At 62.6% G+C, this 25,673-nt stretch carries 26 protein-coding genes; 11 read left to right on the forward strand and 15 right to left on the reverse strand.

Features of this window, described 5'->3' with window-relative positions; genetic code table 11:
• Positions 1–229: 229 nt before the first annotated feature.
• The 3 genes from EA187_RS17955 to EA187_RS17965 form a co-directional block, all read right to left on the reverse strand.
• On the reverse strand, positions 230–775 hold the full coding sequence (locus EA187_RS17955) for a hypothetical protein (RefSeq protein ID WP_115607240.1): 546 nt from the start codon (positions 773–775) through the stop codon (positions 230–232).
• A gap of 86 nt (positions 776–861) precedes the next feature.
• Entirely contained in the window at positions 862–1,548 is a 687-nt protein-coding gene (locus EA187_RS17960; RefSeq protein ID WP_127781151.1) for a hypothetical protein, read from the reverse strand.
• A gap of 252 nt (positions 1,549–1,800) precedes the next feature.
• Positions 1,801–2,235, reverse strand: coding sequence for a TraR/DksA family transcriptional regulator (locus EA187_RS17965; protein ID WP_127781152.1), 435 nt, complete (start codon positions 2,233–2,235; stop codon positions 1,801–1,803).
• A gap of 316 nt (positions 2,236–2,551) precedes the next feature.
• On the opposite strand from EA187_RS17965, the gene EA187_RS17970 reads away from it, so the two are divergent.
• Positions 2,552–4,138: a DEAD/DEAH box helicase gene (locus tag EA187_RS17970; RefSeq protein ID WP_115607245.1), complete on the forward strand. Its 1,587-nt coding sequence runs from the start codon at positions 2,552–2,554 to the stop codon at positions 4,136–4,138.
• Positions 4,139–4,316: 178 nt separating this feature from the next.
• On the opposite strand, the gene EA187_RS17975 is transcribed toward EA187_RS17970, so the two are convergent.
• Together EA187_RS17975 and arfB are read right to left on the reverse strand one after the other, a co-directional pair.
• Positions 4,317–5,303, reverse strand: coding sequence for a hypothetical protein (locus tag EA187_RS17975; RefSeq protein ID WP_127781153.1), 987 nt, complete (start codon positions 5,301–5,303; stop codon positions 4,317–4,319).
• Positions 5,304–5,448: 145 nt separating this feature from the next.
• Positions 5,449–5,889 (reverse strand): alternative ribosome rescue aminoacyl-tRNA hydrolase ArfB, encoded by a 441-nt coding sequence (gene arfB / locus EA187_RS17980; protein WP_115607248.1) that lies wholly within the window; start codon positions 5,887–5,889, stop codon positions 5,449–5,451.
• Between the two features lie 194 nt (positions 5,890–6,083).
• Between arfB and EA187_RS17985 the strand changes: the two genes are divergently transcribed.
• Positions 6,084–6,536: a YaiI/YqxD family protein gene (locus EA187_RS17985; protein WP_127781154.1), complete on the forward strand. Its 453-nt coding sequence runs from the start codon at positions 6,084–6,086 to the stop codon at positions 6,534–6,536.
• A gap of 22 nt (positions 6,537–6,558) precedes the next feature.
• Here EA187_RS17985 and EA187_RS17990 read toward each other — a convergent pair whose 3' ends face one another.
• The 6 genes from EA187_RS17990 to EA187_RS18015 form a co-directional block, all read right to left on the reverse strand.
• Complete coding sequence (locus EA187_RS17990) at positions 6,559–6,972, reverse strand: hypothetical protein (RefSeq protein WP_127781155.1); 414 nt, start codon at positions 6,970–6,972, stop codon at positions 6,559–6,561.
• A gap of 194 nt (positions 6,973–7,166) precedes the next feature.
• Complete coding sequence (locus EA187_RS17995) at positions 7,167–9,929, reverse strand: hypothetical protein (RefSeq protein ID WP_127781156.1); 2,763 nt, start codon at positions 9,927–9,929, stop codon at positions 7,167–7,169.
• 392 nt (positions 9,930–10,321) lie between these two features.
• A complete protein-coding gene (locus tag EA187_RS18000) occupies positions 10,322–11,029 on the reverse strand; it encodes a hypothetical protein (protein WP_115607255.1) in 708 nt (235 codons plus the stop codon).
• 39 nt (positions 11,030–11,068) lie between these two features.
• Positions 11,069–11,782, reverse strand: coding sequence for a hypothetical protein (locus EA187_RS18005; protein ID WP_127781157.1), 714 nt, complete (start codon positions 11,780–11,782; stop codon positions 11,069–11,071).
• 23 nt (positions 11,783–11,805) lie between these two features.
• Entirely contained in the window at positions 11,806–11,985 is a 180-nt protein-coding gene (locus tag EA187_RS18010; protein ID WP_127781158.1) for a hypothetical protein, read from the reverse strand.
• A gap of 371 nt (positions 11,986–12,356) precedes the next feature.
• Positions 12,357–13,541: an LA_2272 family surface repeat-containing protein gene (locus EA187_RS18015; RefSeq protein ID WP_127781159.1), complete on the reverse strand. Its 1,185-nt coding sequence runs from the start codon at positions 13,539–13,541 to the stop codon at positions 12,357–12,359.
• A 232-nt stretch (positions 13,542–13,773) separates the two neighbouring features.
• Between EA187_RS18015 and EA187_RS18020 the strand changes: the two genes are divergently transcribed.
• Together EA187_RS18020 and EA187_RS18025 are read left to right on the forward strand one after the other, a co-directional pair.
• The gene (locus EA187_RS18020) at positions 13,774–14,739 is read left to right on the forward strand and encodes an ABC transporter ATP-binding protein (protein WP_206524417.1); all 966 of its coding nucleotides are present in this window, start codon (positions 13,774–13,776) and stop codon (positions 14,737–14,739) included.
• Between the two features lie 4 nt (positions 14,740–14,743).
• Positions 14,744–15,535: an ABC transporter permease gene (locus EA187_RS18025; RefSeq protein WP_115607263.1), complete on the forward strand. Its 792-nt coding sequence runs from the start codon at positions 14,744–14,746 to the stop codon at positions 15,533–15,535.
• Positions 15,536–15,627: 92 nt separating this feature from the next.
• On the opposite strand, the gene EA187_RS18030 is transcribed toward EA187_RS18025, so the two are convergent.
• Positions 15,628–16,731 carry a hypothetical protein gene (locus tag EA187_RS18030; RefSeq protein WP_127781160.1) on the reverse strand — a complete coding sequence of 368 codons (1,104 nt, stop codon included), beginning with the start codon at positions 16,729–16,731 and terminating at the stop codon, positions 15,628–15,630.
• Between the two features lie 186 nt (positions 16,732–16,917).
• On the reverse strand, positions 16,918–17,217 hold the full coding sequence (locus EA187_RS18035; protein WP_127781161.1) for a hypothetical protein: 300 nt from the start codon (positions 17,215–17,217) through the stop codon (positions 16,918–16,920).
• Positions 17,218–17,618: 401 nt separating this feature from the next.
• On the opposite strand from EA187_RS18035, the gene EA187_RS18040 reads away from it, so the two are divergent.
• Together EA187_RS18040 and EA187_RS18045 are read left to right on the forward strand one after the other, a co-directional pair.
• Positions 17,619–19,451: a DEAD/DEAH box helicase gene (locus tag EA187_RS18040; protein WP_127781162.1), complete on the forward strand. Its 1,833-nt coding sequence runs from the start codon at positions 17,619–17,621 to the stop codon at positions 19,449–19,451.
• A 42-nt stretch (positions 19,452–19,493) separates the two neighbouring features.
• A complete protein-coding gene (locus EA187_RS18045; protein WP_127781163.1) occupies positions 19,494–20,258 on the forward strand; it encodes a glutathione S-transferase family protein in 765 nt (254 codons plus the stop codon).
• Positions 20,259–20,260: 2 nt separating this feature from the next.
• Here EA187_RS18045 and EA187_RS18050 read toward each other — a convergent pair whose 3' ends face one another.
• Positions 20,261–20,812, reverse strand: coding sequence for a flavodoxin family protein (locus EA187_RS18050; protein ID WP_115607270.1), 552 nt, complete (start codon positions 20,810–20,812; stop codon positions 20,261–20,263).
• Between the two features lie 141 nt (positions 20,813–20,953).
• Between EA187_RS18050 and EA187_RS18055 the strand changes: the two genes are divergently transcribed.
• Complete coding sequence (locus tag EA187_RS18055) at positions 20,954–21,403, forward strand: YchJ family protein (RefSeq protein WP_127781164.1); 450 nt, start codon at positions 20,954–20,956, stop codon at positions 21,401–21,403.
• Between the two features lie 273 nt (positions 21,404–21,676).
• Here EA187_RS18055 and EA187_RS20865 read toward each other — a convergent pair whose 3' ends face one another.
• The gene (locus tag EA187_RS20865; RefSeq protein ID WP_164856383.1) at positions 21,677–22,213 is read right to left on the reverse strand and encodes a hypothetical protein; all 537 of its coding nucleotides are present in this window, start codon (positions 22,211–22,213) and stop codon (positions 21,677–21,679) included.
• Between EA187_RS20865 and EA187_RS18060 the strand changes: the two genes are divergently transcribed.
• From EA187_RS18060 to EA187_RS18075, 4 genes are all read left to right on the forward strand, one after another.
• Positions 22,116–23,597, forward strand: coding sequence for a catalase (locus EA187_RS18060; protein WP_241250214.1), 1,482 nt, complete (start codon positions 22,116–22,118; stop codon positions 23,595–23,597). The two genes, EA187_RS20865 and EA187_RS18060, sit on opposite strands and share 98 nt — an antisense overlap.
• 280 nt (positions 23,598–23,877) lie before the next feature.
• On the forward strand, positions 23,878–24,624 hold the full coding sequence (locus EA187_RS18065; RefSeq protein WP_115607274.1) for a dioxygenase family protein: 747 nt from the start codon (positions 23,878–23,880) through the stop codon (positions 24,622–24,624).
• 58 nt (positions 24,625–24,682) lie between these two features.
• The gene (locus EA187_RS18070) at positions 24,683–25,093 is read left to right on the forward strand and encodes a group II truncated hemoglobin (protein ID WP_127781165.1); all 411 of its coding nucleotides are present in this window, start codon (positions 24,683–24,685) and stop codon (positions 25,091–25,093) included.
• 131 nt (positions 25,094–25,224) lie between these two features.
• Positions 25,225–25,629: a group II truncated hemoglobin gene (locus EA187_RS18075; protein ID WP_127781166.1), complete on the forward strand. Its 405-nt coding sequence runs from the start codon at positions 25,225–25,227 to the stop codon at positions 25,627–25,629.
• The last annotated feature ends 44 nt before the right edge of the window (positions 25,630–25,673 follow it).

Below are 25,673 nucleotides of genomic sequence, written 5' to 3' on the forward strand. Positions count from 1 at the left end.
ATGGGGGAGTATAGCGGAGATGGGGGGCGTGTGCAGGGGGCGAATGGCCAGAAGAGTGTGCCCACGCTACGCACCTCACGCGCGGCCTCGTGCCCCTTGCCCAGCACACCTCTCCCCTCGCCGGAGACACAACGCGCGTTTTGCCCCCCCCCCCATTGCCCCCTTTCGGGTATGATCTTTTGAAAGGTCTGCCGCCTACCGACATTTTCAGGGATACACCGAGCTCAACTTAATAGACTTCCATCTCCTCGTCCTGCTCGTCGAGGATATTGGACTCGGCCAACCGGCGCATGAAGTCGTCGGCATCAGCAGAGCGCGCATCCACGAGCTGACCGGCTTTGAGATCAGGGAAGACATAACGCCGAGAATTCTCCCCGACGATCGTCGAGTACGCGTGGCCGCGCTGCTCGAATTCAGCGAGCACCCTGTTGCACTCCTGCAGGTTGAGTTTGCTCTTTAAAGCCAGCATCGTCGCGCTGAGCTCGCCCCCCCCTTTTTGCGCGAGTTGAAGCACGTAACGCTCCAGATCCTCAGGAAGCTCCAGACGCTCCTCCGCCTGCCCGCTCTGGCGAGCTTTCATACCCAGAGCGACAGCCGCAAGCAGCACACCGAATGCGATGGCAGCAACGCCAACCATTCCAGTGTCGCTTCCCCCGCTGTCGATAAAGCCGTACACGGAAGCAAGCAGGCAGGGCGAGACGGCCAGGACCAGTGTGACCGACCAGGCCATCCAGACGCGAGCGCGACGTTTTTGATGTTCGGGGCGTGGCAACATAAAAAGCTCTGGGATATAGGGTCACGCTATCATGGCAAAAAACATCAAAACCAGGGAGCATACTGAGCGCATCCCTGACCCATCTTTTACACCGTGGACTCGCGAAACTCTTCGAAGATAAACACAAGGCTTCCGTCCCCGTCGACCTGCGAGCGCGCGATGCTCAGCGCCTCGAAATGCTCGAGGACCTCACGGCAACCTTCCAGATTGAGCGAGGTCGCCATGGCGAGTTCTCCAGCCCGGAGTAGCCCCTTACGTTTGCGCGCGAGCTTCAGCACCCGACGTTCCACGCCCTCAAGAAGCTGTGGCGCTTCGAGCTGTTCGCGAGCCAGACGCACCTCATTCTGCAACGCAAATGTGGGCGCACCAAAGACCAGCAACCCCCCGATGGCGATGACGTACGCGCCAGGCAAGTTGCCATCCATACCGATGTTAAGGGCCAGGCCCAGCGCCCCTATAAGAAACGCCACATTTAGGACCAAGATTGCTTTTATTGTAGCGCGACGGGCCGCCCAGACATCTCGCCCAAAGACGTCTTCAACTTCATCGTCTTCAGGATCCACATCGCTGCCCGTGTCCGGCGTATCAAGAGCATAGATCCAGGCGAAGATCCACATCACTGCGAACACGCCCCCCAGAACAACCTCCCATTGCCCGGCCAACAACAGAACAATAGCCGCCCCCACCCCTGAAAGAGCCAAGCCTTTAGCGCCCAACTCCTTATAGAGATAGCCGGAAATAAATAAAAAACTCGTAATACCGCATGCCCACATAGGCTTCCCTTAACTCAAATTTTCGTCCGTTACTATCGAGCCGAACACATCGAACAAACAAACGTAAAAAGCCCCTCACATCATGCATCAAGGGTGGCAAAACGTGTGAATCTCTACGAGCCCCCGACGCGAAAGCGACATACGCGTTCGCAACGAGCAGGGTATAAAGGGGCACATATTCGTACCCCAACTGGCTGCCGAACTCTACGCAATTCCCCAAAAAAAGTTACAATCGTCCCCCCCCCCTGCCCCTCACTCATCAAAATCCCGCAAATGCCGCCTTCTCCCGTCCCGTCGCGGCCCGGAGCGCTTGGACTGGCAGGGCACACACAGGGTCGCCCAGGGCATCAGCTCCAGGCGGCGCAGGGGGATCGGCTCGTCGCAGTCCAGACACAGCCCGAACTCCTCGGGGTCGGCGGCCATGCGCGCTAGCGCCGCCTCGATCTTGCGCAGCTCTTCGACGCGCATGCGGTTTCGCTTCGAGGCGATCACCTGGTTCATCTCGTTGAGGGGCTGCTCGTCTTCATCGGCGTGCTCCACCGCCGAGGGACGGTTGGGGTCGACGCCGATGTCGCCCTGGGTCATCAGCTCGGCGCGGCGAGCGGTGAGGCGCTCGCGAAGGATTTTGAGATCGTCGTCTTCCACAGGCGTTTTTGCTCCAAAACGTAGATTGAAGAGGTCGGCCACCGGCCGGATTCGCAACCTGAAGATGTATCGCGCTTGACCTTTGAGCTCAACGCTGTCACAAGCCGCCTCTGCCGAGCACGCGATCACGCGTCGCTCGAGTCTTCCAGAGAGCTAAGCGCCGGGCACACCTGCCGATTTCCCGGGCGCGCTATCCTTTTGCTCCGATGCTCCCGCAAGCGACATCGCCAAAAAAAGGATCTGGCTCGTTCCGACGCCATGAACAGACGTGGATGGTGCTGCTGCTCTCAACGCAGCGGACACGCCATCCACGCCAGCTCACGGCGTCATTTCCTTTTACGGCATCACGGGAGTTTCTATGAGCACCTCTGTCGACGCTTCGGCGTCTACCCCCACGTCTACCTTTCGCGAGCTGGGCCTGAGCGACGCTATTTTGAGCGCGGTCAGCGAGGCCGGCTACGACCAGCCCACCCCGATTCAGGCCGGCGCGATTCCGCTGCTTTTGGCCGGCCATGACATCATCGGTCAGGCGCGCACCGGCACCGGTAAGACGGCGGCCTTTGCCCTGCCGATGCTCAGCGCCATCGATCTCAACGTGGGTGCGGTCCAGGGCCTGGTCCTGACCCCGACGCGCGAGCTGGCCATTCAGATCGCCGAGGCCATGGAGACCTACGCCAGCCACCGCCCCGGCCTGCGCATTCTGCCGGTTTACGGAGGCACCTCGATCGTGGGTCAGCTCCATGACCTGCGTCGCGGTGTGCACGTGGTGGTGGGCACTCCGGGTCGCGTCCTCGATCACCTGCGTCGCCAGAGCCTGCGCCTGGACCAGGTGCGCGCGCTGGTGCTCGATGAGGCCGACGAGATGCTGCGCATGGGCTTTATCGACGACGTTGAGGCGATTCTGGAGGCCACACCCAAAGAGCGCCGCACCGCGCTCTTCTCGGCGACGATGCCGCGCGCCATTGAGGCCGTGGCCCAGAAGCACCTGGAGCAGCCCCGCAGCGTGACCATCGCCTCGCAGGCCGAGGCGACCATCGAGCAGCGCTTTATTCGCCTGCGCTACCCGGAGAAACTCTTCGCGCTCGACCGCCTGCTTCGCGCCAGCGACCACGAGGGCGTGCTCGTGTTTGCCCAGCGCCGCGCCGACACCGAAGAGATCGCCCAAAAGCTCAACGAGCTCGGCCACCGCGCTCAAGCCCTCAACGGGGATCTCGGTCAGCATCAGCGTGAGCTGGTCGTCAACCGCCTGCGGGAGCGCCAGCTCGATGTGGTCGTGGGCACCGACGTGGCCGCCCGCGGTCTGGACGTTGACCACTTAAGCCTGGTCGTCAACTACGACCTGCCCTTCGACGTGGATACCTACACCCACCGCGTCGGCCGCACCGGCCGCGCCGGGCGCGAAGGCATGGCGGTGAGCCTGATCTCCAACCGGCAGATGGCGTTCATTCGCCAGGTCGAACGCAAGATGAAGGTCAACGTCACCCCGATGCAGATCCCCTCGGCGGCCGATGTGGAGCGCCGTGCCGTTGAAGAGCACGCCGGCAAGCTGCGAAAGATCCTCAGCGAGAAGCCCCAGGAGCTCTCCCCTCACTACGACCTGGTCAAAGCCCTGGTCGATGAGGGCTTCCACATGACGGAGGTCGCCGCAGCCGCCTCGCTGCTGGCCGCCGGCGACGCCCTGCAGCCCCCGACGATGGCCGACCTCAACGCCATCACCCCCAGCTCGCATCGCGCCTCCAACGACAAAAAGAGCCGCTCCTCGAAGCATCGCGGCCGCTCCCAAGGTCGCGGCTCGCGCAGCTCGAAGTCCTCGCGCACCTCGACACCCTCACATGCCGCCAAGGCCTCGCACAGCGAGCGTCGCAAGAGCTCCGGGCGCAACGCCTCGCGCAGCACCCGTAAAAAGTTCAGCCATCGCAAAGGGCCCAAGCCCCCGCGCGATTGATGTTTTCAATCAGGGAGCTGCGGCTGTGAGTTTTCAGTGATGCCATCGAAGGTGCAGACATGACCTCAAGGATGGCTCACAGCCCATAAAAAAACCGGCGCTTCCGCGCCGGTTTTTTTTGTTCATGTCAAGGAGGTGAACTCGACCTCCTGCCCCTTCACAAACGCCAGGATGATGTTCAATCCACCGCAGGCGTCGCCACCGCCATCCGGGGCACCGGGCTGACCGAGCGCACCTCCCAACCCGAAGCGCTCAACAGATCGCGAAGCCCCTGCGGGGGTCGCTCCCCGGCGACCTCCGCCTTGAGCGGACGTTCGGCCACATAGGTGGAGACCGTATACGAGGACCACTCCCCATCACTGCACGCATAGCAGGCGCCAAAGGCGTAATGCTGCTCGGCCATAAGACGGCCCTCCTCGGCGTCCCAGGAGGGCGAGAGCGCCACGAGCTCAGCGTCTTCGGCGGCAACCTCCACGTCTTCCTCCAGACCGAGCTTCAACCCTTCAAAGCTCTCCGCCCCCAGCGCCGCGCTCAGCGCTTCGATCTCCACTTTCACCGGTTGGCCGCCGCTGAAGTCCATGGCGATCTGCTCACACTCCACCCCCGGGTGGGCCGCGCCGCAGTAGTACGAATCCACACACAGCGTCACCAGCCCCACGCTTCCGACCGCACCGACAGGCGTCATCGACACCTCCCACCAGCGATCATCGGGGGCCATCGTCGTCTCTTCAGGAGCCCATGACTCGCCGGTGGTGTCATTGACAAAACGCCCGGTTATCGCCGCCCGGTCCGTCATGCAGGCTTTCGGGTCGGCCGCCTCGGCCCCCTCCATCATCTGCTCGGAGACACAGCCGCAGTCGGGCTGCGCCACCTGGCGGGAGCCCTCCTCCCAGCGCCACATCCCGGTAGCCCCGGGCACCACCAGTCCGGCAAAGGCCGAGTGCTGGGAGCCCAGCCCGTCGTAGACGCGGGTCTCCAACTCCCCATCGCTCACCACGGTGACCGCGTAGCGTGCATTGGCCGCACGGCTCTCCTCATCCTCAACCGGTGCGCGTGCCGAGGCGACCTCACTCGTGCCATCATCGCCGCCCCGGTCCGCCGCACACCCCACGCCGACCACCGTCATCAGCAGCGCCACGCCAAACCATCCTCTGCCACCTTTCATGCCATCCTCCCGAGTCATTTCATTCCATCGTTGCGCCAGCGTCAGACGCGCCGCCCCCGCATTACGGACCACCTCTATAAGAGCCAGCGCAGCCCGCTCTCTTCCCGCAGCGTTTATGCCTGACCCACTCTCCCCCCGAGGTCCCCTACCAGTCCCGACGCTTGGGTGCCTTCCTCAACGCCTTCTTCTCCCCCTGGCGCCTCTTCTCCTCCACTCGCCGACGCCTGGCCGCGCGCGAGGGCTTGGTGCTCACCCGGCGTTTGGGGCGCTGCAAGGCTTTATGCACCCGCTCAGCCATGCGCTTTCGCACGTCCTCCCTGTTCCGATGCTGACTGCGCGTCTCACTCGACGCCATCATCATCACCCCCTCTTCGTTGATGTATCCCGACAAACGCGCCATCACTCGCCGCTTCTGCGCCTCATCAAGCGCGGTGGTCTGCGCCACCGGCCAGTGCAGAATGACCCGCGTATTCGACGTGTTCGCATGTTGCCCCCCAGGCCCCCCCGAGCGCGTGCTCGTAAAGTAGAGCTCCCAGCCCGGGATCACCACGCCATCGCCAACCTCTAAATCGTCTTCGCTGCCCATCGTCTCTTGCCTTCGCTGCGCTCTTTGATTCCAACCAACGCGCCCAAAGGTGCACGCCACCCGGCATGATTTCAAGGCATCGCCCCGAGCCCCTCCAGGCCAGAAGAGCGCTGACAGTCACCCGAGGCTGCGCTACACCCCTGCATGCACCCTGTGACCTGCCCCCCTGTTACCCCTTCCATCTCGGAGCCCCCATGACCATCTGGGTCGACGCCGACGCCGCCCCCGGCGCCGTCAAAGACATCCTGACCAAAGCCTCCCTGACCCGCGGCGTCGACGTGATGCTCGTCGCCAACCGCTGGCTCCCCAGGCCCCGGGCCGCCCGCGTGCAGACCGTCGTGGTGCCGGCCGGCGCCGATGTGGCCGACGATTATATCGTGGAGCACTGCGAGGCAGGCGATCTGGTGATCACCGCCGACATCCCCCTGGCCGACCGCGTGATTGAGCGCGGATGCGAGGTGATCACCGCCTACGGCCGCGCGCTCGACGCCGACAACGTGCGCGAGGCCTTAAGCCTGCGCGACTTTAAAGAAGAGCTGCGCGACCTGGGCGTGATGACCGGCGGCCCGCCCCCCTACGGTCAGTCTCAAAAACAGGCCTTTGCCAACGCCCTCGATCGCTGGATCACCCGCAGCCAGCGCGGCTGATTCTTCTCAATCGTCGCAGCATTCAGCGCCCGCCCATCGCGCGCATCCTGTTGATGCGCTGGATAAGTGGGTCAACCAGCTCCTCCCCCATCGACTCGCTGACTGTCGAGCCCGAATACTCACCGGGCATCGTCACCGTGATGTAGTACTTGTCATCCTTAGACAACCCACGACGGTTCGAACGGTTGCTGGACTGATAGTAGCGCCGCTCCACCCGCGTGATCTGGCTCACGTCAAAGACATCGCCATAGCTCGTCGTGCCGATGCGCGAGGTGTGCGCAACGCGACACCTCGACCCCACGCACTCGAGCTCTGCGGAGACCGTTTTGGTCAGAGCGCTGGCGATGACCAAAACAAACATCACGCCGCAGAGCACCAGAATGCCGATCTCCTTCAGCGTCGACTCTTCGCCCTTTTTCTTTGTATTCATCGCCACACACACTCCCTTTCTACGCGCTCCACGGCGAAGCACTTATTTCGATGCACAGCTACAGAGGTCGGGCCAGCATAGGTGCTCACTCCGCCGCGTCCAATGCCTTTTTCATCCTGACGAGCAAAGGCGCATGAAACGCACGTCGTCAGTCTGGCGGGATCGAATCCATAGACTCGAGCCTGCATGCTCTCTCCGCGTCATATCAACGAGCCCTCTTCACGTCTCAGCGGACACTTCACAAAGAGACCGCGCAAAGGGCTTCCCACGGTGCGGACCGGCGTCATGAAATACACCTCCACATAGGTGGCGGCTGAAAATATCTGTTCGTTGGGCGGCAGACCCAACACCCCCACCGGAGCATATGCGCGTAGCACCCCCTCGATGTAATTCTGAGGTGTCCAACGTGTAATGGTCAGCACCGATGTCGAATCATCATACATCGTGGCCAGGGGCCCCGGCCCATAGTAGAGCTCGTTGAGCCAGATCGACCCACTCGCCGGCACGACCGTGGGAAAGGGCCCGGGGACCTCGGCCACGATATTGTGGATGTAGGGATTGCTCTCATGGTCGAACTCAATCAAGAGCATCCCGTCTGCATAGAGCGCGGTGATGCCCATAAAATCCCCCATCGTCCCGTTGGCCAGGCCTGCAACAGACACGTCATAAAAACACTCGCAATGCCCCACCCGCACCCGCACCGAATCGGTCACATCCGTGCCCTCAAGGTGCGCGGTGATCGTCACTTCCTCGGCCTCCCCGGGCACAAAAAGACCGTTCTGTGAGATGCTCCCGTCCGTAACCGACCACACCGGCCGCGCGCTCGGGTCGGCGCTGGCGTACTCCGCCTCGAACTGATGGGTTTCATCCTCACTCAAGCAGCGCACCCGCGGATTGATGCGCAGATAGGTTTCATCGCGAATTACCGCGGTCGCCGACCGCGGCACGGGATCACAGGTCGGGCTACGCAGCCCTCGGCTCGACCGACTCCGCAGCTCCACGACCACTGGAAACGCCTCCTCATCCTCAGGGAGCACCACATCCACCCAGTGCCGATTCTCCTCCCGACCTTCGTTCTCCAGGGTTGCCTCCCCCATCACGACCTCCCAGATCCCGGACGGGTCGTTGGCGTTCTCAATATGCCCCTCAAGCCTGACCCGCTGGCCGGGAAGACCCATCACATTCGGCGTCTCCATCACCACCCTGATCGGCACGATGCTCACCGCCCCCTCCCAACGCGAGGTCTGCTCATTGCTCATCGGCGGAAAGTCCGATGCAGCCCCACTCGCTGACACCCGGATCATGCCCCCTTCAGAGTTTCGGGGCTCATACATCTGTTTGGACGTCACCATCGGTCCATCCGAGCAAAATCCCGCCGCCACATCCGGCCCGTTTGCCCTCGAACCAATGCCTCCCCGGTACTCACTATTAACCTGGGTACTCTCTGGATTGAGCTTGATCCCCTCCCAGGGACCGGGATTAACTTTGCAAATCCCGCTCCTATGAAACGCCTCTTTTAAATAATGCGACCCCGCCAGCTGGCCACCCAGAAAGTCAACAGCATTCTGCCCAAACGCATCCGCATAAGATGAAAATTTATCCAAATCATCTTTAAAAAGCGCGATCGCAGACTTACCTTTCACAAGAACCTGACCCGGGCCAACGATGGCCAGAGCGAGATCAAATACACCCTTGAGAAAATCATAGGTAAAATCCCACCCGGGAGCATGGGCATCCACATAATACCCATCCCACACCTCTGCCGCCTGAAAATCCTCTTTAAAACTCGCCACATACGTACGCACCTCACCATTAATAAGATGGCGAGGATACGTCTTTGCGTGCCAGTCCCGTATAAACTTATCCACGGCAAGCGCCACTCCGACGACCGCTCCGGCCCCAGCCAGTCCGGGCACGACCGACATCACGCCAACGGCTCCCGCCACCGGCGCAATTCGTGCGCCCATCGCCTCCGAGATCTGCGCCTTACGCATATAATAGGAAAGCTCGGTCGCGTTGGAGATCTCGACCTCCATCTTCGACGCCAGCATGTTGCACAGAGGCTGCCGCCGCTGGCCCAAATCCTCGCCCAACACCATCCCCTCGCTGGGGCGGCGTTCCGTAAAGCGAAGCTCCACCTCACTCTCTGCTTCGAGCTGCGCGAGATCCAGCCGCGCCTGCTCGATCGCCTCCCCCATGCCGCTCTTGGCGATCACTGCGCTCGCCAGCTCCAGATCCTCCGCGCTCACATCGCCCGGAAACTCCCCCCGACGCATCATCGCCAGCAGCGACTCCGGGTTATCGGGATGCCCCACCGACCAGGCCTGCACAGCCAGCGGAATCGCCATCACCGGAATCTCTTCCGGCTCCCCGTTGAGAACCTCATCCACCGTCAGCCCGTAGGTCGCCAACAGCTCGATCGAGAGTGCTGTGGAGCTCTCCAGCATCGCCTCCAGAGCCCCGAAGTTCGGGGGCAGCGGCGAGACCTCCCAGACAAACTCCTCCTCACAGGAAGTCTCCCCGTCGTCAAAACGAAGCGTCACCTCCCCGCCTGACCGAAGATCGGGGTGGAAGGGCGAGATGAAGAAATGATGCCCCGCCTCAACATCGTAATAAACCGGCAGCACATAGCTCTCTTCCGGTGCCTCGCCAAAGATTATTTTTACCGCAAAGAGCTCCTCCCGAGGCTTCGGCCCCTCCACATCCACATCAAACACCTGCAGGTCGATATCCACCCGCTCAAAAGGCTCCGCCCCCTGTCGCGAAAGCTCCACGCCCTGGCAATACGAGGGGTAAGCCACCTCCTCCGGAGCCGCTCCCTCATAGACTTCCAGGTTATTTTCGGGCTCAAAATAACTCTTGCAGCCCTCACAGCCTGCCCCCAGCGCGGCGAGTGTTAGCACAACTCCCATTGAGGCCATGAGCGAAAGAAGTGAACCTTTACCGTGTGCACTCATTTTCATCACACCACTCCAACCTGTTATTAGCACCAAACCAAAAAACACTCACAACTCCCACGCGAAGCCACTGACCTCCCGCACCATGTAAAGACTCACGTCACGGCCCCGAAGACCACACATACAATCCACGTTCCCTGGCGTTTGCTTTCGGAACATTCAAAAAAAGAACACATTGTATGGCATCGCCCGCTTAGACGAAGCTCCCCTCCTCTTTATTCAAACCGCTCCCCTCACGTTCTTCTCACCACGCCCCCCTGGAGTTCACCACCTCCAGCGCCCCCTCGGCCCGCTCCCCGCCCGTTTCACTACCCGCCCGTTTCACTACCCGCCCGTTTCACTACCCGCGCGCTCCCCCATCGTCTTCAGCGTTCCCCCCTCCGGCGACATGCTCTCACTCACCACTCCACGCTCGAGTTCGCCTCCTCACGCTCCCACGTATCCCCCGCGACCACATCCGTTCTCGCATGCCCTGGCTCCTCGCCACGCGCGGCCGTGAACCCGGCAAGCGCCGCGATCTCCTCTCCGGCCTCCAGACAGCGATCGATATGGGCCTCCAGGAGCTCGTCGGTAACCAGCTCCTCTTCGGTGACCACCCGAATCCTGTGGCGGTCCAACGTCAGCAGGTAACCGTCCCGCTCAAACGCCTCGAGTAGCTCCGCAAAACGCGCCTTCACCGGCGCTGACTCCAACGCTCCTCCCCCGGCGCTAAACGCCTCAACAAAGGCGTCGGTGGTCTCCATAAGACGAAAATCCACCCTCTTGCCGACATCGGCTCCATGTGGCTCCACCACGAGATCACCGGGAAAGGGCGCATCGAACTCCATCTCAACCCCCCAGCGATACCAGTGACGTCGCGGATCAGACTCGTTTTTCACACGCACCATTCCGATGCGAAAACGCATTACCCCCTGGCGAATGACGATCATCCACGTGGCGTCTCCCTCCTCGATCTCCACAAGTTTCCATCCCCGCGCAATACGAATATCCCGAAGGGGATCGTCGTACTTCCAGACGCTCCAGAGCATCATGAAAATCGTTCCAAATAACGCGATTCCAAAGATCCATGAAATCACATTGGCGATGGTGTCCATCGGATCATGCATACCCACCTCCATGCAATAAAAACATAGCGTTTAAACTCATCACCACTCCACCGCCGATCGCGCCTCCTCCAACTCTCGAACCTCGCGAGCACGCTGCGCCTCTTCCAGCGCATCATCCACCTCCCCCTCTTTTTCGTCGTGCCTGAGACCAGCCAGCTCCTCGATCTCCTCCCCGATCTGCAAACAACGATCAACGAACGCCTCCAGCTCCTCCGTCGTCATGTCTTCCTTACGGTACCGCAACTGAATGCAACGTCTGTTTAAAACCACATGATCGCTCATCGCGCCCAGCGCCAGAAACAACTCCCCCAGACGGGGCTGCATCACGGGCGACTCCACCCGTTGACGCCCCACCATCCGCACCTGAAACGCCTCAAAAAACTCAGCCCGCGCCTCCCCCAGCCGCTCATCCACCGCCATCCCAGGACAGAATGTCCTCGGCTCAATCTCGAGCTCGCGGGGAAAGCGCTCATCAAACTCCATCGTGACGCCCCAGAAAAACCGACGGTCCGATTCTCGCGAAGGGTGCCCCAGCCCCTGAGTGAAGACATGAAAACGGATCATACCCCGTCCATTCTCATACAACAGCCCGTCATCCACTCGTTTGAACTTCACGCGAGCGTTGTTTTGAACCTTTTCCCATACAAAATCCGAAGCCACCGTAAACCAAAGCGCCAAAACAATCGCCCCGATCATCACCACCAAAGAAATCGCAGCAAAAAGCGTCTCATAGAGCGCAGGTTCATCCTGCATACTGACCTCCTTCACGTCTGACGTCATGCATCACGATACGCGATCCAGCGCCACAGGCCTGCGCTGCTCGCCAGAAATCTCCCAAAACTCTCCCCCGGCCCCCGGTCGATGCGCGCCAGCATATTCGTTTGAGAGTCATTTTCCCCGACGTGCTCGGCATCGTCCGCATGGGCCACCACCATCGCACCTGCCACCACGCTCATGTCGTTCTACCTCTTCGGACCGAGGTCGGGGCGAGCTACGGTCGGAATCCCGAGCCGACATCGTCGGCCGGACGCGCTCCCGTTCCTAAAACCATGTGCAGATAACGCGTCCCTTGTAGCAGGTCGCTCCCAAGGCTCAAAACGCTCCCCCCAAATTCCCACAATCTGGCACACCTCATCACCCTTCCCCCCACCCCCACCGTGGTAGTTTGCGACATGCCATCGTTTCGGACGCGCTATTTCCCCACCCGAGGCCATCCCTCATCCCTTTCGATCCGAAAAAAGCGCAGTCCGAAGCATCGAACATGCTCCGGACCGCGCGCTCCTACATGCCCTCACCAGCTGACGAGCCTGGCGCGTTGCCACGACGATCAGCGCGTAAACACCCGCAGCCCCACCGTTGCCCCGGGCCGCAGCTGAACCTGATCGCCCAACATCCAGCCGCCGATGAGGCCCTCCGGGAGCGCCTCGCCAGATGCGTTGGCCACATCCAACGTGAGCGTCGGACCGCCGAAGAGCGCCAGGTGCTCTCCGAGCCCCACCGCCACCATCGGCCGCACCTTAAAGAGCGAGTAGGGGTTCTGGCCGTCCAGGCCAATCAGAGAGGTCGCGCCGGCATCAAGCGAGAACTCCAATGCCTCGCTCAGCGCTGCGCGCCACCCCATGCGAATCGAGAGCGCGAGGCCGGGTCCCTGGCCCTCGTCCCGGCCGAAGGCCTGCGTGCCCACGCTGTAGCTATGGTAGAAGGCCCCGGCCCCGTGACGTACGCCGGCCTGCACAACCCCCTCATCCGAGAGGTCAACCTCCGGGTAGACATAGCCCCCGCGGTAGATGCCCACCGCGGCGATGCCCGCGTGCTCGCCACGGGCCACGTTGACCACGCCCACCTGAAATCCGCGCGCCTCACCACCGGTGATGTTGACCCCGCCGATCTGCAAGCCGTGCATATCGCCGCGGGTCAGGTTGAGCGCCCCGCCCACCTGAAGCCCCCGAAAGTCACCGCCGGTGATATTGGCCCCCCCGCTCACCTGCACGCCCTCCACATCGCCGCGATTCAGGTTGAGCGCACCGCCCACCTGCACGCCCTCAAACCCCTTGCCGTTGAGGTTGAGCGCACCGCCCACCTGCACCCCGCGTACATCCCCGCCGTTGATGTTGGCCGCCCCGCCCACTCCCACGCCGCTGACGTCGCCGCCGTTAACATTCAACGCCCCGCCCACCTGCACCCCGGCGCGGCGTGCGCGGTTGATATTGGCCGCCCCGCCCACCTGCACCCCGCGCACATCCCCGGTGCTCAGGTTGAGCGCCCCGCCGAACTCAAACACACGAATGCCCCCGCTCAAGCCTCCGACCAGATTGAACGAGAACACACGCGGCGCCTCCGGCAGCGCCGACGACGTCCCCACGTAGGGGAAGAGATCCAGGCCGAAAACAATCCCCTCCGCCTCCTGCTCCGACGCCGCAACCTCCTCGGCGCTCGCCAGTGGTGGCGATGCCATCAATCCCACCGCAAGCGCGATGCCCGTCAGGGTTTTCTTACCGGATCGTCCCTTCATAACCTTCCTCGATGCTGAGGCTCCCTCTGGAGCGCTTTTTCCCGCGGAATCGCGTCGATGGTTATCACTCGCCGCGCCCGGACGCCGCGTCGCAGAGAACTAACGCATTTCACCCTCTGCGCACACCCCATCCTCCGCACCTCTCGTCGATCTTCCCCTTCCCGTATCGCCCCTCCCGTGCAGCTCTGCTACAACCCCTCTCGCACACGACCATCCATCCGGAGCCCCCGCCATGTCCCCTGACGCCTCATCTCCCTCCCCGATGAACAACGAGCAGCCCGCCGTACTCGCCAGGGGACTGCGCCGCACCTTCGGCGAGTTTGTGGCCGTTGACGGCATCGACTTCGAGATCGAGCGCGGAGAGTGTTTCGGGTTTCTGGGACCGAACGGCGCGGGCAAGACGACCACGATGCGTATGATCTACCGGGCCTCTCCGGTCGACGCCGGCCGCCTGGAGGTGCTGGGGCTGGATGCGGCCAGCGGCGACTTCGACCGCCAGATCAAGGCACAGATGGGCGTCGTCGCCCAGGAAGATAACCTGGACACTGAAACGACGGTGCGCGAGAACCTTCTGGTGTTCTGCCGCTTTTACGGCCTCTCACGCACCGAGGCTGCCCGGCGCGCCGACGAGCTTTTGGCGTTTGCCGGCCTGGTCGAAAAAGCCGACCAGCGGGTGCAGGCCCTCTCCGGGGGCATGAAGCGCCGGCTGATGATCGCCCGCGGGCTCATCAGCCGCCCGCGCATCGTGATCCTCGACGAGCCCTCCACCGGGCTCGATCCCCGCGCCCGCCAGAACGTCTGGGACGGGCTCGCCAGGCTGCGCGAAGACAACGTCACGCTCGTGCTCACCACCCATTATATGGACGAGGCCGAGCGCCTCTGCGACCGCATCGCCATCATGGACCGGGGGCGCATCGTGGCCTGCGACTCCCCGGCCGGGCTTATTGCCCGCTGCAGCGCCCCCCAGGTCATTGAGCTCAGCCTGCGCCGCGGGCCGCTGCCCGACCGGGCCCAACCCCTGCTCGATCGTGCGCTGCGCGTGGAGCACCTGCGCGACCGCGTGCTCCTCTACGTCGACACGCCCGAGGCGCTTGTGGGCGACCTGACCCGAGAACTACCCGACCACCCGGCGATGGTGCGGCGAGCCTCGCTGGAGGATGTTTTTCTGGAGCTCACCGGCCGCGGCCTGGAGGATTAAACCCATGCGACTTCCCGGCGACATTGATGTGAAGATGGCCCTGGCGGTCTGGTGGCGAAACGCCACCGTGTACCGCCGCACCTGGCTTAAGAATATTCTGCCGAACTTCTTTGAACCCTTGCTCTACCTGGTGGGCATGGGCCTGGGCCTTGGCTTTTATGTGGGCGAAGGCATCAGCGGGCAGGATTATATCGCCTTTATCGGCCCGGGGTTGTTGGCCTCGGCAGCGATGAACGGCGCGGTCTTTGAGGTGACCTACAACCTCTTTATCAAGCTCAACTTTGACCGCCTCTACGACGCCTACCTCTGCACTCCGGCCCAGATTCAGGATGTCGCCGCTGGCGAATTGATGTGGGCGGTGACCCGCGCCTCGATCTACGGTGCGGGATTTTTGATTGTGTTGGCCGGCATGGGGCTTGTGGGCTATCCGATCCTCACCAGCCCTTTTGCACTCTTAATGCCGGCGGGCGTGATGCTCATCGGCGCATGTTTTGGCCTCATCGGGATGTGGTTTTCGACCTTCATTCGCACCATCGATCTCTACTCGTATTTCTACACCCTTTTTATCACGCCCCTCTTTTTGTTCTCCGGCATCTTCTTTCCGGTAGAGCGCTTTCCCTTCGGCCAGGAAATCGCCTGGTGCACACCTCTCTACCACGGGGTGCGCCTGATGCGGGGGCTGGCCTCTGGCGAGCTCACGCCGGAGGTGGGGGTGAGCGTGCTCTGGCTTGCGGCACTCTCACTGCTCCTGATGGCCATCGTCCCAGGGAGAATGAGGCGGCTGGTGTACGGCTGAGCGCGGCACCGCCTTTGGCCCATACCACAAAAAAGCCCCCGGAACTCCGGGGGCTTTTTACCTACCTTATACAGAGCCTGCGACCTTCGCGCTTACCCGCCACAGGGTACAAACTCGGTGTTGTTGGCATCGATCGAACCCAGTTCATCGATATCGCAGCCTTCGTTCTGCTCAAAGGTCACGTTGTCCAGGGCCAACGCAGCCCCATCCTCCACCCAGAACGCCCCGTAGCCATCGCCACCGCCGTGGCGCACCGTCGTGTGCGTAAGGCTGGAGCCGTTGCCGGCGCTGCTGTAGATCTCAATGGTCGCCCAGTCTCCGGCCGCCGGACTCGACTTGCTGCTCTCAATCACCACCGGCGCCTCCGCGGTTCCCTCGGTGACCAACTGCCCGCCATCACGCAGGCGAACATAGGCCTCGGGGGCGAGCTTCATGGTGACGCCGGCCTCCAGCGTGAGTCCGGCCTGCGCTTCGAGTCCTTCACTGACATAGGGCACACCGAGGTTGCTCCAGCGAACATCGGACATGACCTCGCTGAAAGGAACCCGAACGTAGGGCCTGGGGTTTGTGCCGCTGAGCGTCAGCGGAGCCAGGGCCGCCACGCGCTCGGCTGCGACCTCCACCAGCGCCCCGCCGATATCCTTAAACGACACCGCATCGAAGGCGTCGATCCGTGCATCGCCGTTGATCTGAATGGCGCTGTACGCGCTCTTCTCCAACGACACGTTCTTCATGCTGATCTGCGCGCCTTCTTCCACCCAGATCATGCCGTAGTTCTCGCCATCGCCGTGGCGAATGATGGCGTGCTCGAAGACATTGGCGTTATCCGCACGGTTGTAGATATCGATGCGCTGCCAGTCTCCCGCTGCCGGGTTGGCGTTGGCACTCTCGAAGATCACCGGGCAATCTTCTTCACCCACCGCGTTAATGGCGCCGTTCTCCACCACCGCAATCAAGGCGCCCGAGGCGATCGTCACCCGAGTGCAGGGCTCAAAGGTGAGTCTCGCGGCGATATCGATCGACGAGGTGATCCGGACCTCCCCGCTGAAACTGCGGTCGGCGTCGATCGTCCCGCTGAGCTCGATGGGCTCATCCGGGGTCCCCTCCTCACCCTTGTCTTCCACACATCCAACAGCCGCTGCCAGCGCGCAACACGTCAGCGAGACAGAAACCAACCCCTTCCAACGACGAACCATACCTATCCTCATTCGACCTGTGGAGGTGCAAAACACCTCGACCTCACGGCGCTGTGATACCGACCACCGGACGCACAGCCACCCCTCCAAACACAACTCGACAAACGAAGCCGGGACGCTACTGACTTTGAAGCGGCGTGTCACGCAAAGTGCACTCTGGCCCCCACTTTTTTTTGCAAAAACATCCTACTTCTTAAACAGCGCCTCAAGTCGGGCGCGCGCCTCATCGGCCTCGCTGCGCACCTCAGCGCCCCCCCCCTTTGAGGGGGCAGGCCGAAAGAAGTCGCAAAAATTCGCCCGCTCTTTATCGCGCACCGGCTCACTCACCGGCTCCCGGCAGCTTTTGGAGGCGCTGGTGTCGTAAAAGCGGCAGTTCTTGCACACCCGCATATCGGCATCACACCCCGGGCAGGTCGTCGAGCGAAACACGCCGGGGAGCTCCGCCTCACGGCCGCAGCTAAAGCAGGTCAGGTGGATCATCTTCATAAGGTCGTTCCTCACACCGAAAGACACGAGCGCCCAGGGCAGCCTAACCCGCACGCTCAGCCGGATCGAGATGCGACGCGTGCGTGAACCCACGCCATACCCGCCACACGCCCTCCGGGAACGTTCACCCTCTTCTCTGCGTTCCCCGCCCGAGACGTGCTCCGCACACCCCCGACCATCAGCGAATCTAACATAGACCCCCCAACCATCAATGCCCCGTCCATGCGTACCCCCCAACCATCAACGCCGGAGGGCGGCATCCAGCAAGGAGCCAGGGCGAAGCTGTGGCAGCGCCACCGCGAGCCCGCAGCGACGATGCTGGGGTCGTCCTCCGGCGTTGATGCAACGTCCTCCGGCTGTTGATGCAACGTCCTCCGGCATTGATGCGAGCTGGTGCGCTGATGCTCAATCTGTTAACCAGCCCCAAACATATCGTGGCGCTCAGTTGGAGCGCCCCCTTTTACCACGGTATCTCCTTGAACAACTTTGCTAAGCTCGACCTGATCGAACCTCTTCAACGGGCGATCGCTGCCCAGAACTACACCTCCCCCACCCCCATTCAGGCTCAGGCCATTCCCGCGCTGCTCAAGGGCCGCGATGTGCTCGGATGCGCGCAGACGGGCACCGGAAAGACCGCAGCCTTCTCGCTGCCTGTACTTCAGCACCTGGCCGCGCAGAAGCCCCCCAAAGGCAAGCGTCCCATCCGTGCCCTGATCCTCTCGCCGACCCGCGAGCTCGCCGCGCAGATTGGCGAATCGATCGAGCTCTATGGAAAGCACCTGCCGCTGCGCCACCTGGTGATGTTTGGCGGGGTGAACGAAAAGCCGCAGATCCGCGCGCTGGAGCGCGGCGTCGACATCCTGGTGGCCTGCCCCGGGCGCCTGCTCGACTTGCAGGGCCGCGGCTTTGTCGATCTCAAAGACGTCGACTTCTTCGTGCTCGATGAAGCCGACCGCATGCTCGATATGGGCTTTGTGCCGGATGTGCGGCGCATCCTGAAGTTGATGCGCAGCGAGCGCCAGAACCTGCTCTTCTCGGCGACGATGCCCCCCTCGGTGGCGAAGCTTGCCAACACCTTTATGAGCGACCCGGTGCGCATCGACATCACCCCGGAATCGACCACGGTGGAGGCCATCGATCAGCGTGTGATGTTCGTCGACAAATCCGACAAGGCCGAGCTCCTCTGCGAACTTCTCGTCGATCTGAAGGTGGACTCGTCGATCGTCTTCACCCGCACCAAACATGGTGCCAACCGCCTGACCAAGAAGCTTGAGCGCGCCGGATTTAAGGCCGCGGCCATCCACGGGAACAAGAGCCAGAACGCGCGCCGCCGTGCGCTCGACGGGTTTCAGGACGGCTCCATCACCATCCTGGTGGCCACCGACGTGGCCTCCCGCGGCATCGACGTGGAGAGCGTGACGCACGTCTTCAACTACGATCTTCCCAATGAGCCCGAAAGCTACGTGCACCGCATCGGCCGCACCGGACGCGCCGGGCGCAGCGGCACCGCGATTGCGTTCTGCGACGACTCCGAAGGCGACTACCTGCGGGACATCGAAAAGATCACCGGCGAGTCGATCCCGGTGGATACGGAGCAGGCTTTTCATAGCGAGCAGGCCATGAAGGCGGCGCAGTCTGGCGGCGGCGGCAAACGTAAGAGCCGCGGCGGTCAACGCAGTGGCGGCGGTCAGCGCAGCGGCGGCGGTCGACGCAGCGGAGGTCGCAAGAGCCGCGGCGGGGGCAATAACCGTCGACGCAACAGCCGTAGCAGTCGCAACAGCAACGCGCGCAACTCGCAGAAAAGCTCGTCGGAGACACGCAGCGAGAACACTGAGGCGGGCAGCTCCGAGAAGAACGAGCGCTCCAGCAGCCAGCGCAACCGCCGCCGGCGCTCCGGCCGCGGCCGGCGAGGGGGCTCGAATCAGGGCGAACAGAGCACCTCGGGTGCGAAAGACTCCCGCACTCAGGGGCAGAGCCGCAGCGGGCAGGGTCGTGGCCAACAAAAGAGCGATCAGCAGGGCGGTGGCGAAGCCAACCAGGGCTCCGGTCGGAGTTCCCGGGGTGCAGAATCGAAGCGCCGGGGGTCGAATCGTCGTCGCAGCCGTGGCGCGCAGCGCCGCGACGCCTCGCAAAACACCGACGCTTCGTCGTCCAACCCATCCTCATCCAACGCCACCACCAGCGCCCCGCGCCGGGAACGCCGCGATCGCCGCCCCTTAAGCGAGCGTGACTGAGCGCCCCGACAACGCGAACCTCCTCGCCAGATAAACCTCGCCATGCCCTACACGCTGATCACGATCCCCTTCAGCCATTATTGCGAAAAAGCCCGGTGGTCGCTCGACCACCACGGGCTGGGCTTTGAGGAGCGGGCCTACCTGCCCCTCTTGCACCTGGCCGGCGCGATGCCCGCCGGCCAGCGTTCGGTGCCCATCCTCCAGGCTGGCGAGAAGACGGTGGGTGACTCCACCGACATCCTCCACTTCTGCGACCAGGTCGGCCGCGGCACTCGCCTCTTCCCTCCCACCCCGCTTGATCAGGCCCAGCCCGACGCCATTGAAGCCTGGGAAGAGGAGTTCGACTGCCGCCTGGGCCCGGCGGTACGCCTGGCGATCTACGCGGTTCTGCTTGAGCACCCGAGCTACACCCGCGACTTCATGGTGAGCAGCGGCAAAGGCTGGCAATCCCCGGTGATGCGCTTTGGCTTCGGGGCTGTTCGCCGAGCGATTTCAAAGAGTTACAACATCACGCCGGAGCGAAACCAGCGCGCCCGCGGTCGCATCGACGACCTCTTCGCCCGCGTTGCTCAGACCCTGGCCGACGGCCGCCCCTACCTGGCGGGCGACACCTTCAGCGCCGCCGACCTGACCTTCGCCAGTCTGGCCGGTCCCCTGGTCGCCCCGCCCGAATACGGCGCTCCGCTCCCCCCGCTGGCTACGGCCCCCGACGATCTTCGACGCCTCATCGACGACTTCCGCGCCACCGCCGCTGGCGAGTTTGTGATGCGCCTTTACCGAGAGCGCCGCGCTCAGAGGTGCGCCTGAGTTCAGGCGTGGGGACGAGGCGCCTCGGCAAAATGACGCGCGAGCTGCACCCCGAAATGATGCGCGCGTTCCACTTCCCCCTCACTGAGCGGCCCCTGCGGGTCATCCACAAAGAAGGTCTCCGGCGGCTCGATCAGCTGAAAGCCCAGGCGTTTGAGTCGTCGGGCAATGGCATGGGAGGCCTGCCCCAGCTTGGAGAACCACCGCGGCTCATTGAGGTTGGTGCCAAAGGCCGCCGCGGCTCCTCGCCCCATCTCCCCCCGGGCGCGCATGCGAGTGAGCCACTCGCGAACCCCCGTCTCCGAGAGCGGCTCCCAGTCCTCGTCATCCACCTCGTCGCCAGCCCGCTCGCGCGATTTCTCGCTGCTCATGCGCATCATATGCGTGGGCCCGCCGACCACCAGCAGGTCAATCGACATATCGACCCGTGGCGGTGCCGAGCTCACCTCCATCACATCCACACGCATCTGCGTGGCCAGCCCCTGAGCGATGGCGTAGGCGACCTTCTCATTGTCGCCGTACATCGACTCATAAATAATCAGCGCTTGTTTCATCGCTTCTCCTCCCGGGCATTCCGGGCTAAGGGATCTTGAAGCACTACGCCCCACCGCACCACCACAGCGCGATGCACCTGCCTGCCCCGAAAGCTAGGCCCCTGAGCCCATTTCCAACTGAATTTCAAAGACTTACACACCATGAAACGACGCACATGCCCCTGCTCCAGCGCTAAACCCACCGCCATATGTTGCGGCAAACTTCATCGTGGCCTTCCCGCAAGCTCGCCAGAAGAGCTGATGCGCTCACGCTTCGCCGCCTTCGCCCTTGGCCAGGTCGACTACCTCATCGCCACCACCGACCCCGAGGGCCCACGCGCCAATCCCGATCGTGCTGCCTGGCGCCGCGAACTCTTGAGCTACTGCAAAGCCACCGACTTCGTTGAGCTGCGAATCTTGAGCACCGAATGGGAGGTCGGCGAGCCCGAGGGATATGTGACCTTCAAGGTGACGCTGGTTCAGGGCGGCCTGCCCTTCAGTTTTGTGGAGCGAAGTCATTTTGTGCGCCGCGCCGATCCCGCGAAAAAAGGTTCCGAACGCTGGTTCTACGTCGACGGCGAAGAGCTCGAAGACGTTGAAAAATCGGTCTGATCCCCTCCTTCAGGATCTTTTTTTGAGAGGCATCTTGCACTCAACACGGCGTGTTTAAAGTTCCCCCCACGCCTCATCCAGACGCGCGCCCGGCGCGCCCTTTTATGCCGTCTCCTCATCGGGACGAGGCACGTAGTTGGCCGTAGACGTTTTCGCGACCGAACCCCAACGACGTCCCCCCGATCTTGAAGGAGGCCCCATGGCTGGCTCGTCCAGAGACGACACGAAATCACCGCGCAGCGCAGGTAGCTCATCCGGCAAACCCTCCACCTCTCAAACAGGATCCGGCAGCAACGCGGCTGCCTCCCGGGGGGCAAAGCTCGAAAAGGCCGCGAAGGCCCGAGCTCCCGCCTCATCTCCCGATACCTCGAAGGGCGCCGAATCCTCCAAAACGAGCGCCTCATCCAAAGGCCCTCCCACCGCCCGCGCCTCCTCCGCATCGAAGGCCTCTAAAAGCTCATCCTCGAAGTCTTCGAAAGCATCGAAGGCTTCGAAAGCATCGAAAGCATCGAAAACTTCGAAAACTTCGAAAACTTCGAAAGCTTCGAAGGCTTCGAAATCCTCAAAAGCTACGAAGCCCTCAAAAACGTCATCCGTATCGACCTCCTCGAGCTCATCAAAATCTTCGAAGTCGACGCGCGCCTCCCGCTCCCCCAGAGCATCGAGCAAAGGAGGGCGGAAAGGGCGCTCCAGCGGCAACGGTCGCGGCCCCCTGCTCACCACCGCCGATGGTGCCCCGGTGGGCGACCAGGAGAACGCGCTCAGCGCCGGCCCTCGCGGCCCGCTCTTGATGCAGGATGTGAACCTCATCGAGCAGATCCAGCGCTTCAACCGCGAGCGCATGCCCGAGCGGGTGGTGCACGCCAAAGGCACCGGCGCCTACGGTACCTTTAAGGTCACCAACGACATCCGCCGCTACACCAAAGCGTCGATCTTTTCGAAGAAGGGCAAAAAGACCGAATGCGTCGTGCGCTTCTCCACCGTCGCCGGGGAGCGCGGCGCGGCCGATGCCGAGCGCGATCCGCGCGGCTTCGCCATGAAGTTCTACACCGACGAGGGCAACTGGGATCTGGTGTGCAACAACACCCCGGTCTTCTTCGTGCGCGACCCCTACAAATTCCAGATGTTCATCCACTCCCAGAAACGCCACCCCGAGACCAACCTGCGCGACGCCAACATGCAGTGGGACTTCTGGAGCCTGTGCCCCGAGAGCCTCCACCAGGTCACCTGGCTCTTTGGCGATCGCGGCATCCCGAAGACCTACCGCCATATGAATGGCTACAGCAGCCACACCTACTCGATGATCAACGACGAGGGGGAACGGGTCTGGGTCAAGTTTCACTTTAAGACGGTGCAGGGCATCGCGTGTTTGACCAACGCGGAGGCCGCCGAGCTCATCTCCCACGATCGCGAGAGCCACCAGCGCGACATGATCGAGGCCATCAACGCCGGCGACTTCCCCCGCTGGAAAGCCTACATTCAGGTCATGACGCAACAGGAGGCCAACGAGTTTCGCTGGAACCCCTTCGATCTCACCAAAGTCTGGCCCCACGGCGACTTCCCGCTCATCGAGGTTGGGGAGTTGGAGCTCAACCGCAACCCCAAAAACTACCACCACGAAGTGGAGCAATCGGCCTTTAACCCCAGCGCCTTTGTCCCTGGCATCGGTCCCAGCCCCGACAAGATGCTCCAGGCTCGTCTGCTCTCCTACCAGGACGCGCACCTCTACCGTGTCGGCGTCAACTACCGCGATTTGAGCGTCAACAAACCCCGCTGCCCGGTGCATAACTACCTGCGCGATGGTCAATTTGGCGGCATGCACGACGAGGGCACAGGTTTTCCCAACTACTACCCCAACAGCATCAAGGGTGCCCCACGCCCCAACCCCGATTACAACGAGCCCCCCTGGCATCTGGGCGATGTCACCGTGGACCGCTGGGACTCCCGCGTCGACCACGACGACTTCACCCAGGCCGGCAACCTCTTCCGCCTGATGGATCGCGACGAGAAGGTGCGTCTGGCCGTCAACATCGTCGAGTCGATGGGCGGCTGCCGCAAAGACATCATCAAACGCCAGCTTGAGCTCTTCGATAAGGCCGACCCGAACTACGGCCGCCTGGTGAGAAAGGCCCTGGAGAGCTACCGCCGCGGCGATATGGATGATCTTCATGAGAGTGTGCAGCCCCACGCGTGATTTTTTCGTTTCGTAGGGCGGTGCTGCAGCTCCGAGAATGCTCTGAAATAAGAGCCCTCGGAGCCGCGGCGCCGATCCTTCCAACGACCTGATTGACATCGCATTGCTCGTAGCAAAAACGAAACACTCTCCTCCAAACGTTGCGATGGAGTTCAGCACCTCAACGCCCTATCTTCATGGAGTTGGATTCACTGAGTCGCCCTGGAGTCCTCGGCCACGCCTTTGGCGCGAGTCAAAGCAAGGCGACGATCCCCTGAACTCCCCATGATGAGGTGCCCCGATGTCTGACGATACTCCCCACGCCGCCGCCCCGGGTCGCCCCGCCCTGGGGCGCCGAGATTTTCTGAAAATTCTCAGCCGGAGCTCGGTGGTGGGGCTTGTGGGCGTGGGCGCACTGGCCTGCGGCCAGACCTCCACCAGCCGCACCCCTGACGCCGGCTCCAACTCGCCCGACGCCGGCCCGGATAGCGGGGCTGATGCCGCCCTGGACACCGGGCACCCCGATGTCGATCCCGAGCAATGCCTGCCCACCGGCTCCGATATCCAGGGCCCTTTCTACGAGCCCGGCGCCCCCCAGCGCATCCAACTCGCCAGCGCCGAGGAGCCCGGAGAGCGCATTCTCATTGAAGGCACCGTCTTTGAACCCGACTGTCAGACTCCCATCGAAGGTGCACTCATCGATGTGTGGCAGGCTGACGCCGAGGGCAACTACCACAGCGGCGCCAACTACCGCCTGCGCGCCCAGATCCTCACCGACGCCTCCGGCAACTACCGCATCGAGACGATTCGCCCGGGCCACTACCTCAACGCCGGGGCCTTTCGCCCTGCCCACATTCATTTCACCATCACTCGGCCCGGCTTCACCCCGCTGACCACCCAGCTCTACTTCGCCGGCGATCCCTACCTCGCTCCCGACGACTCCTGCGGTGTGTGCGCCTCCGACGACCCCACCCTCATCATGGAGCTGAGCGACGGCCCGGAGGGCTTTGAGAAGCAGGGACGCTTCGATATTGTGCTGCAACGCTGAGGCCAGCCCCGTCCTCATCGACCTCCCCAAAAAGATGTTTCAAATACTGTTGTGAATGATGCACGAACTCGAAACCGATAGCTCTCATGACGCTCCCTTTGATCGTCTTGGCGGAGAAGAAGGCGTCGTCCGATTGGTGGACCGCTTCTATGAGTTGATGGATACGCTGCCCGAAGCCGCCACCATCCGCGCGATGCATGCCCGCAATCTCAAAGTCTCGCGCTTCCGATTGACGCGCTTTCTCATATCCTGGCTCGGCGGCCCTCCGATCTATCAGGAGATTCGTGGTCACGAGCATCCTCGGCTTGACCCCTACCACCACCCCTTTCGCATCGATGAAGATGCCCGCGACGCCTGGATGCTCTGCATGAGGCAGGCACTCGTTGAACACGTCGACGATGTCACGCTGCGCGAGCACCTGGCAGACGCCCTCGATGGCATCGCCGATCATCTGCGAAACGTCCCCTGATCGGCCCCGCATCTTCTCCAGACCCACCCCGGGAGAATACCCGACGCGCCTGCCTCGTTGACCGCAAGCCGCGTCGTTATTATCGCTATCGGCGACCGCATCCCAACCTCTCCTTTTGCGACCTGATACCGATGACCCAGCCCCCCGAACAACCCACCCCCTACGACGTCCTGGGCGGTGCCGAAGCCGTGCAAACCCTCGTCGATCGTTTCTACGACCTGATGGACACATTGCCTGAGGCTGCCACCATCCGCGCGATGCATGCCCCGAGCCTCAAAAGTTCCCGCGAAAAGCTCGTGCTTTTTTTGACCGGCTGGCTTGGCGGCCCGCCCCTCTACATGGAAAAGCACGGCCACCCGCGCCTGCGCATGCGTCACGCTCCCTTTATCATCGACGAAGACGCCCGCCAGGCCTGGATGCTCTGCATGCGCCAGGCCCTCGACGAGCAGGTCGACAACGACGAACTACGCCGTTTTCTCGACCAGGCCCTCGACCGGGTCGCCGCCCATATGCGCAACACATTCCCATCCGAATGAGGCGATCGCCACATCGGAGCCCTCGCCGCAACCGCATCACCACG

Source organism: Lujinxingia sediminis (assembly GCF_004005565.1).
GTDB classification, from domain to species: domain Bacteria; phylum Myxococcota_A; class Bradymonadia; order Bradymonadales; family Bradymonadaceae; genus Lujinxingia; species Lujinxingia sediminis.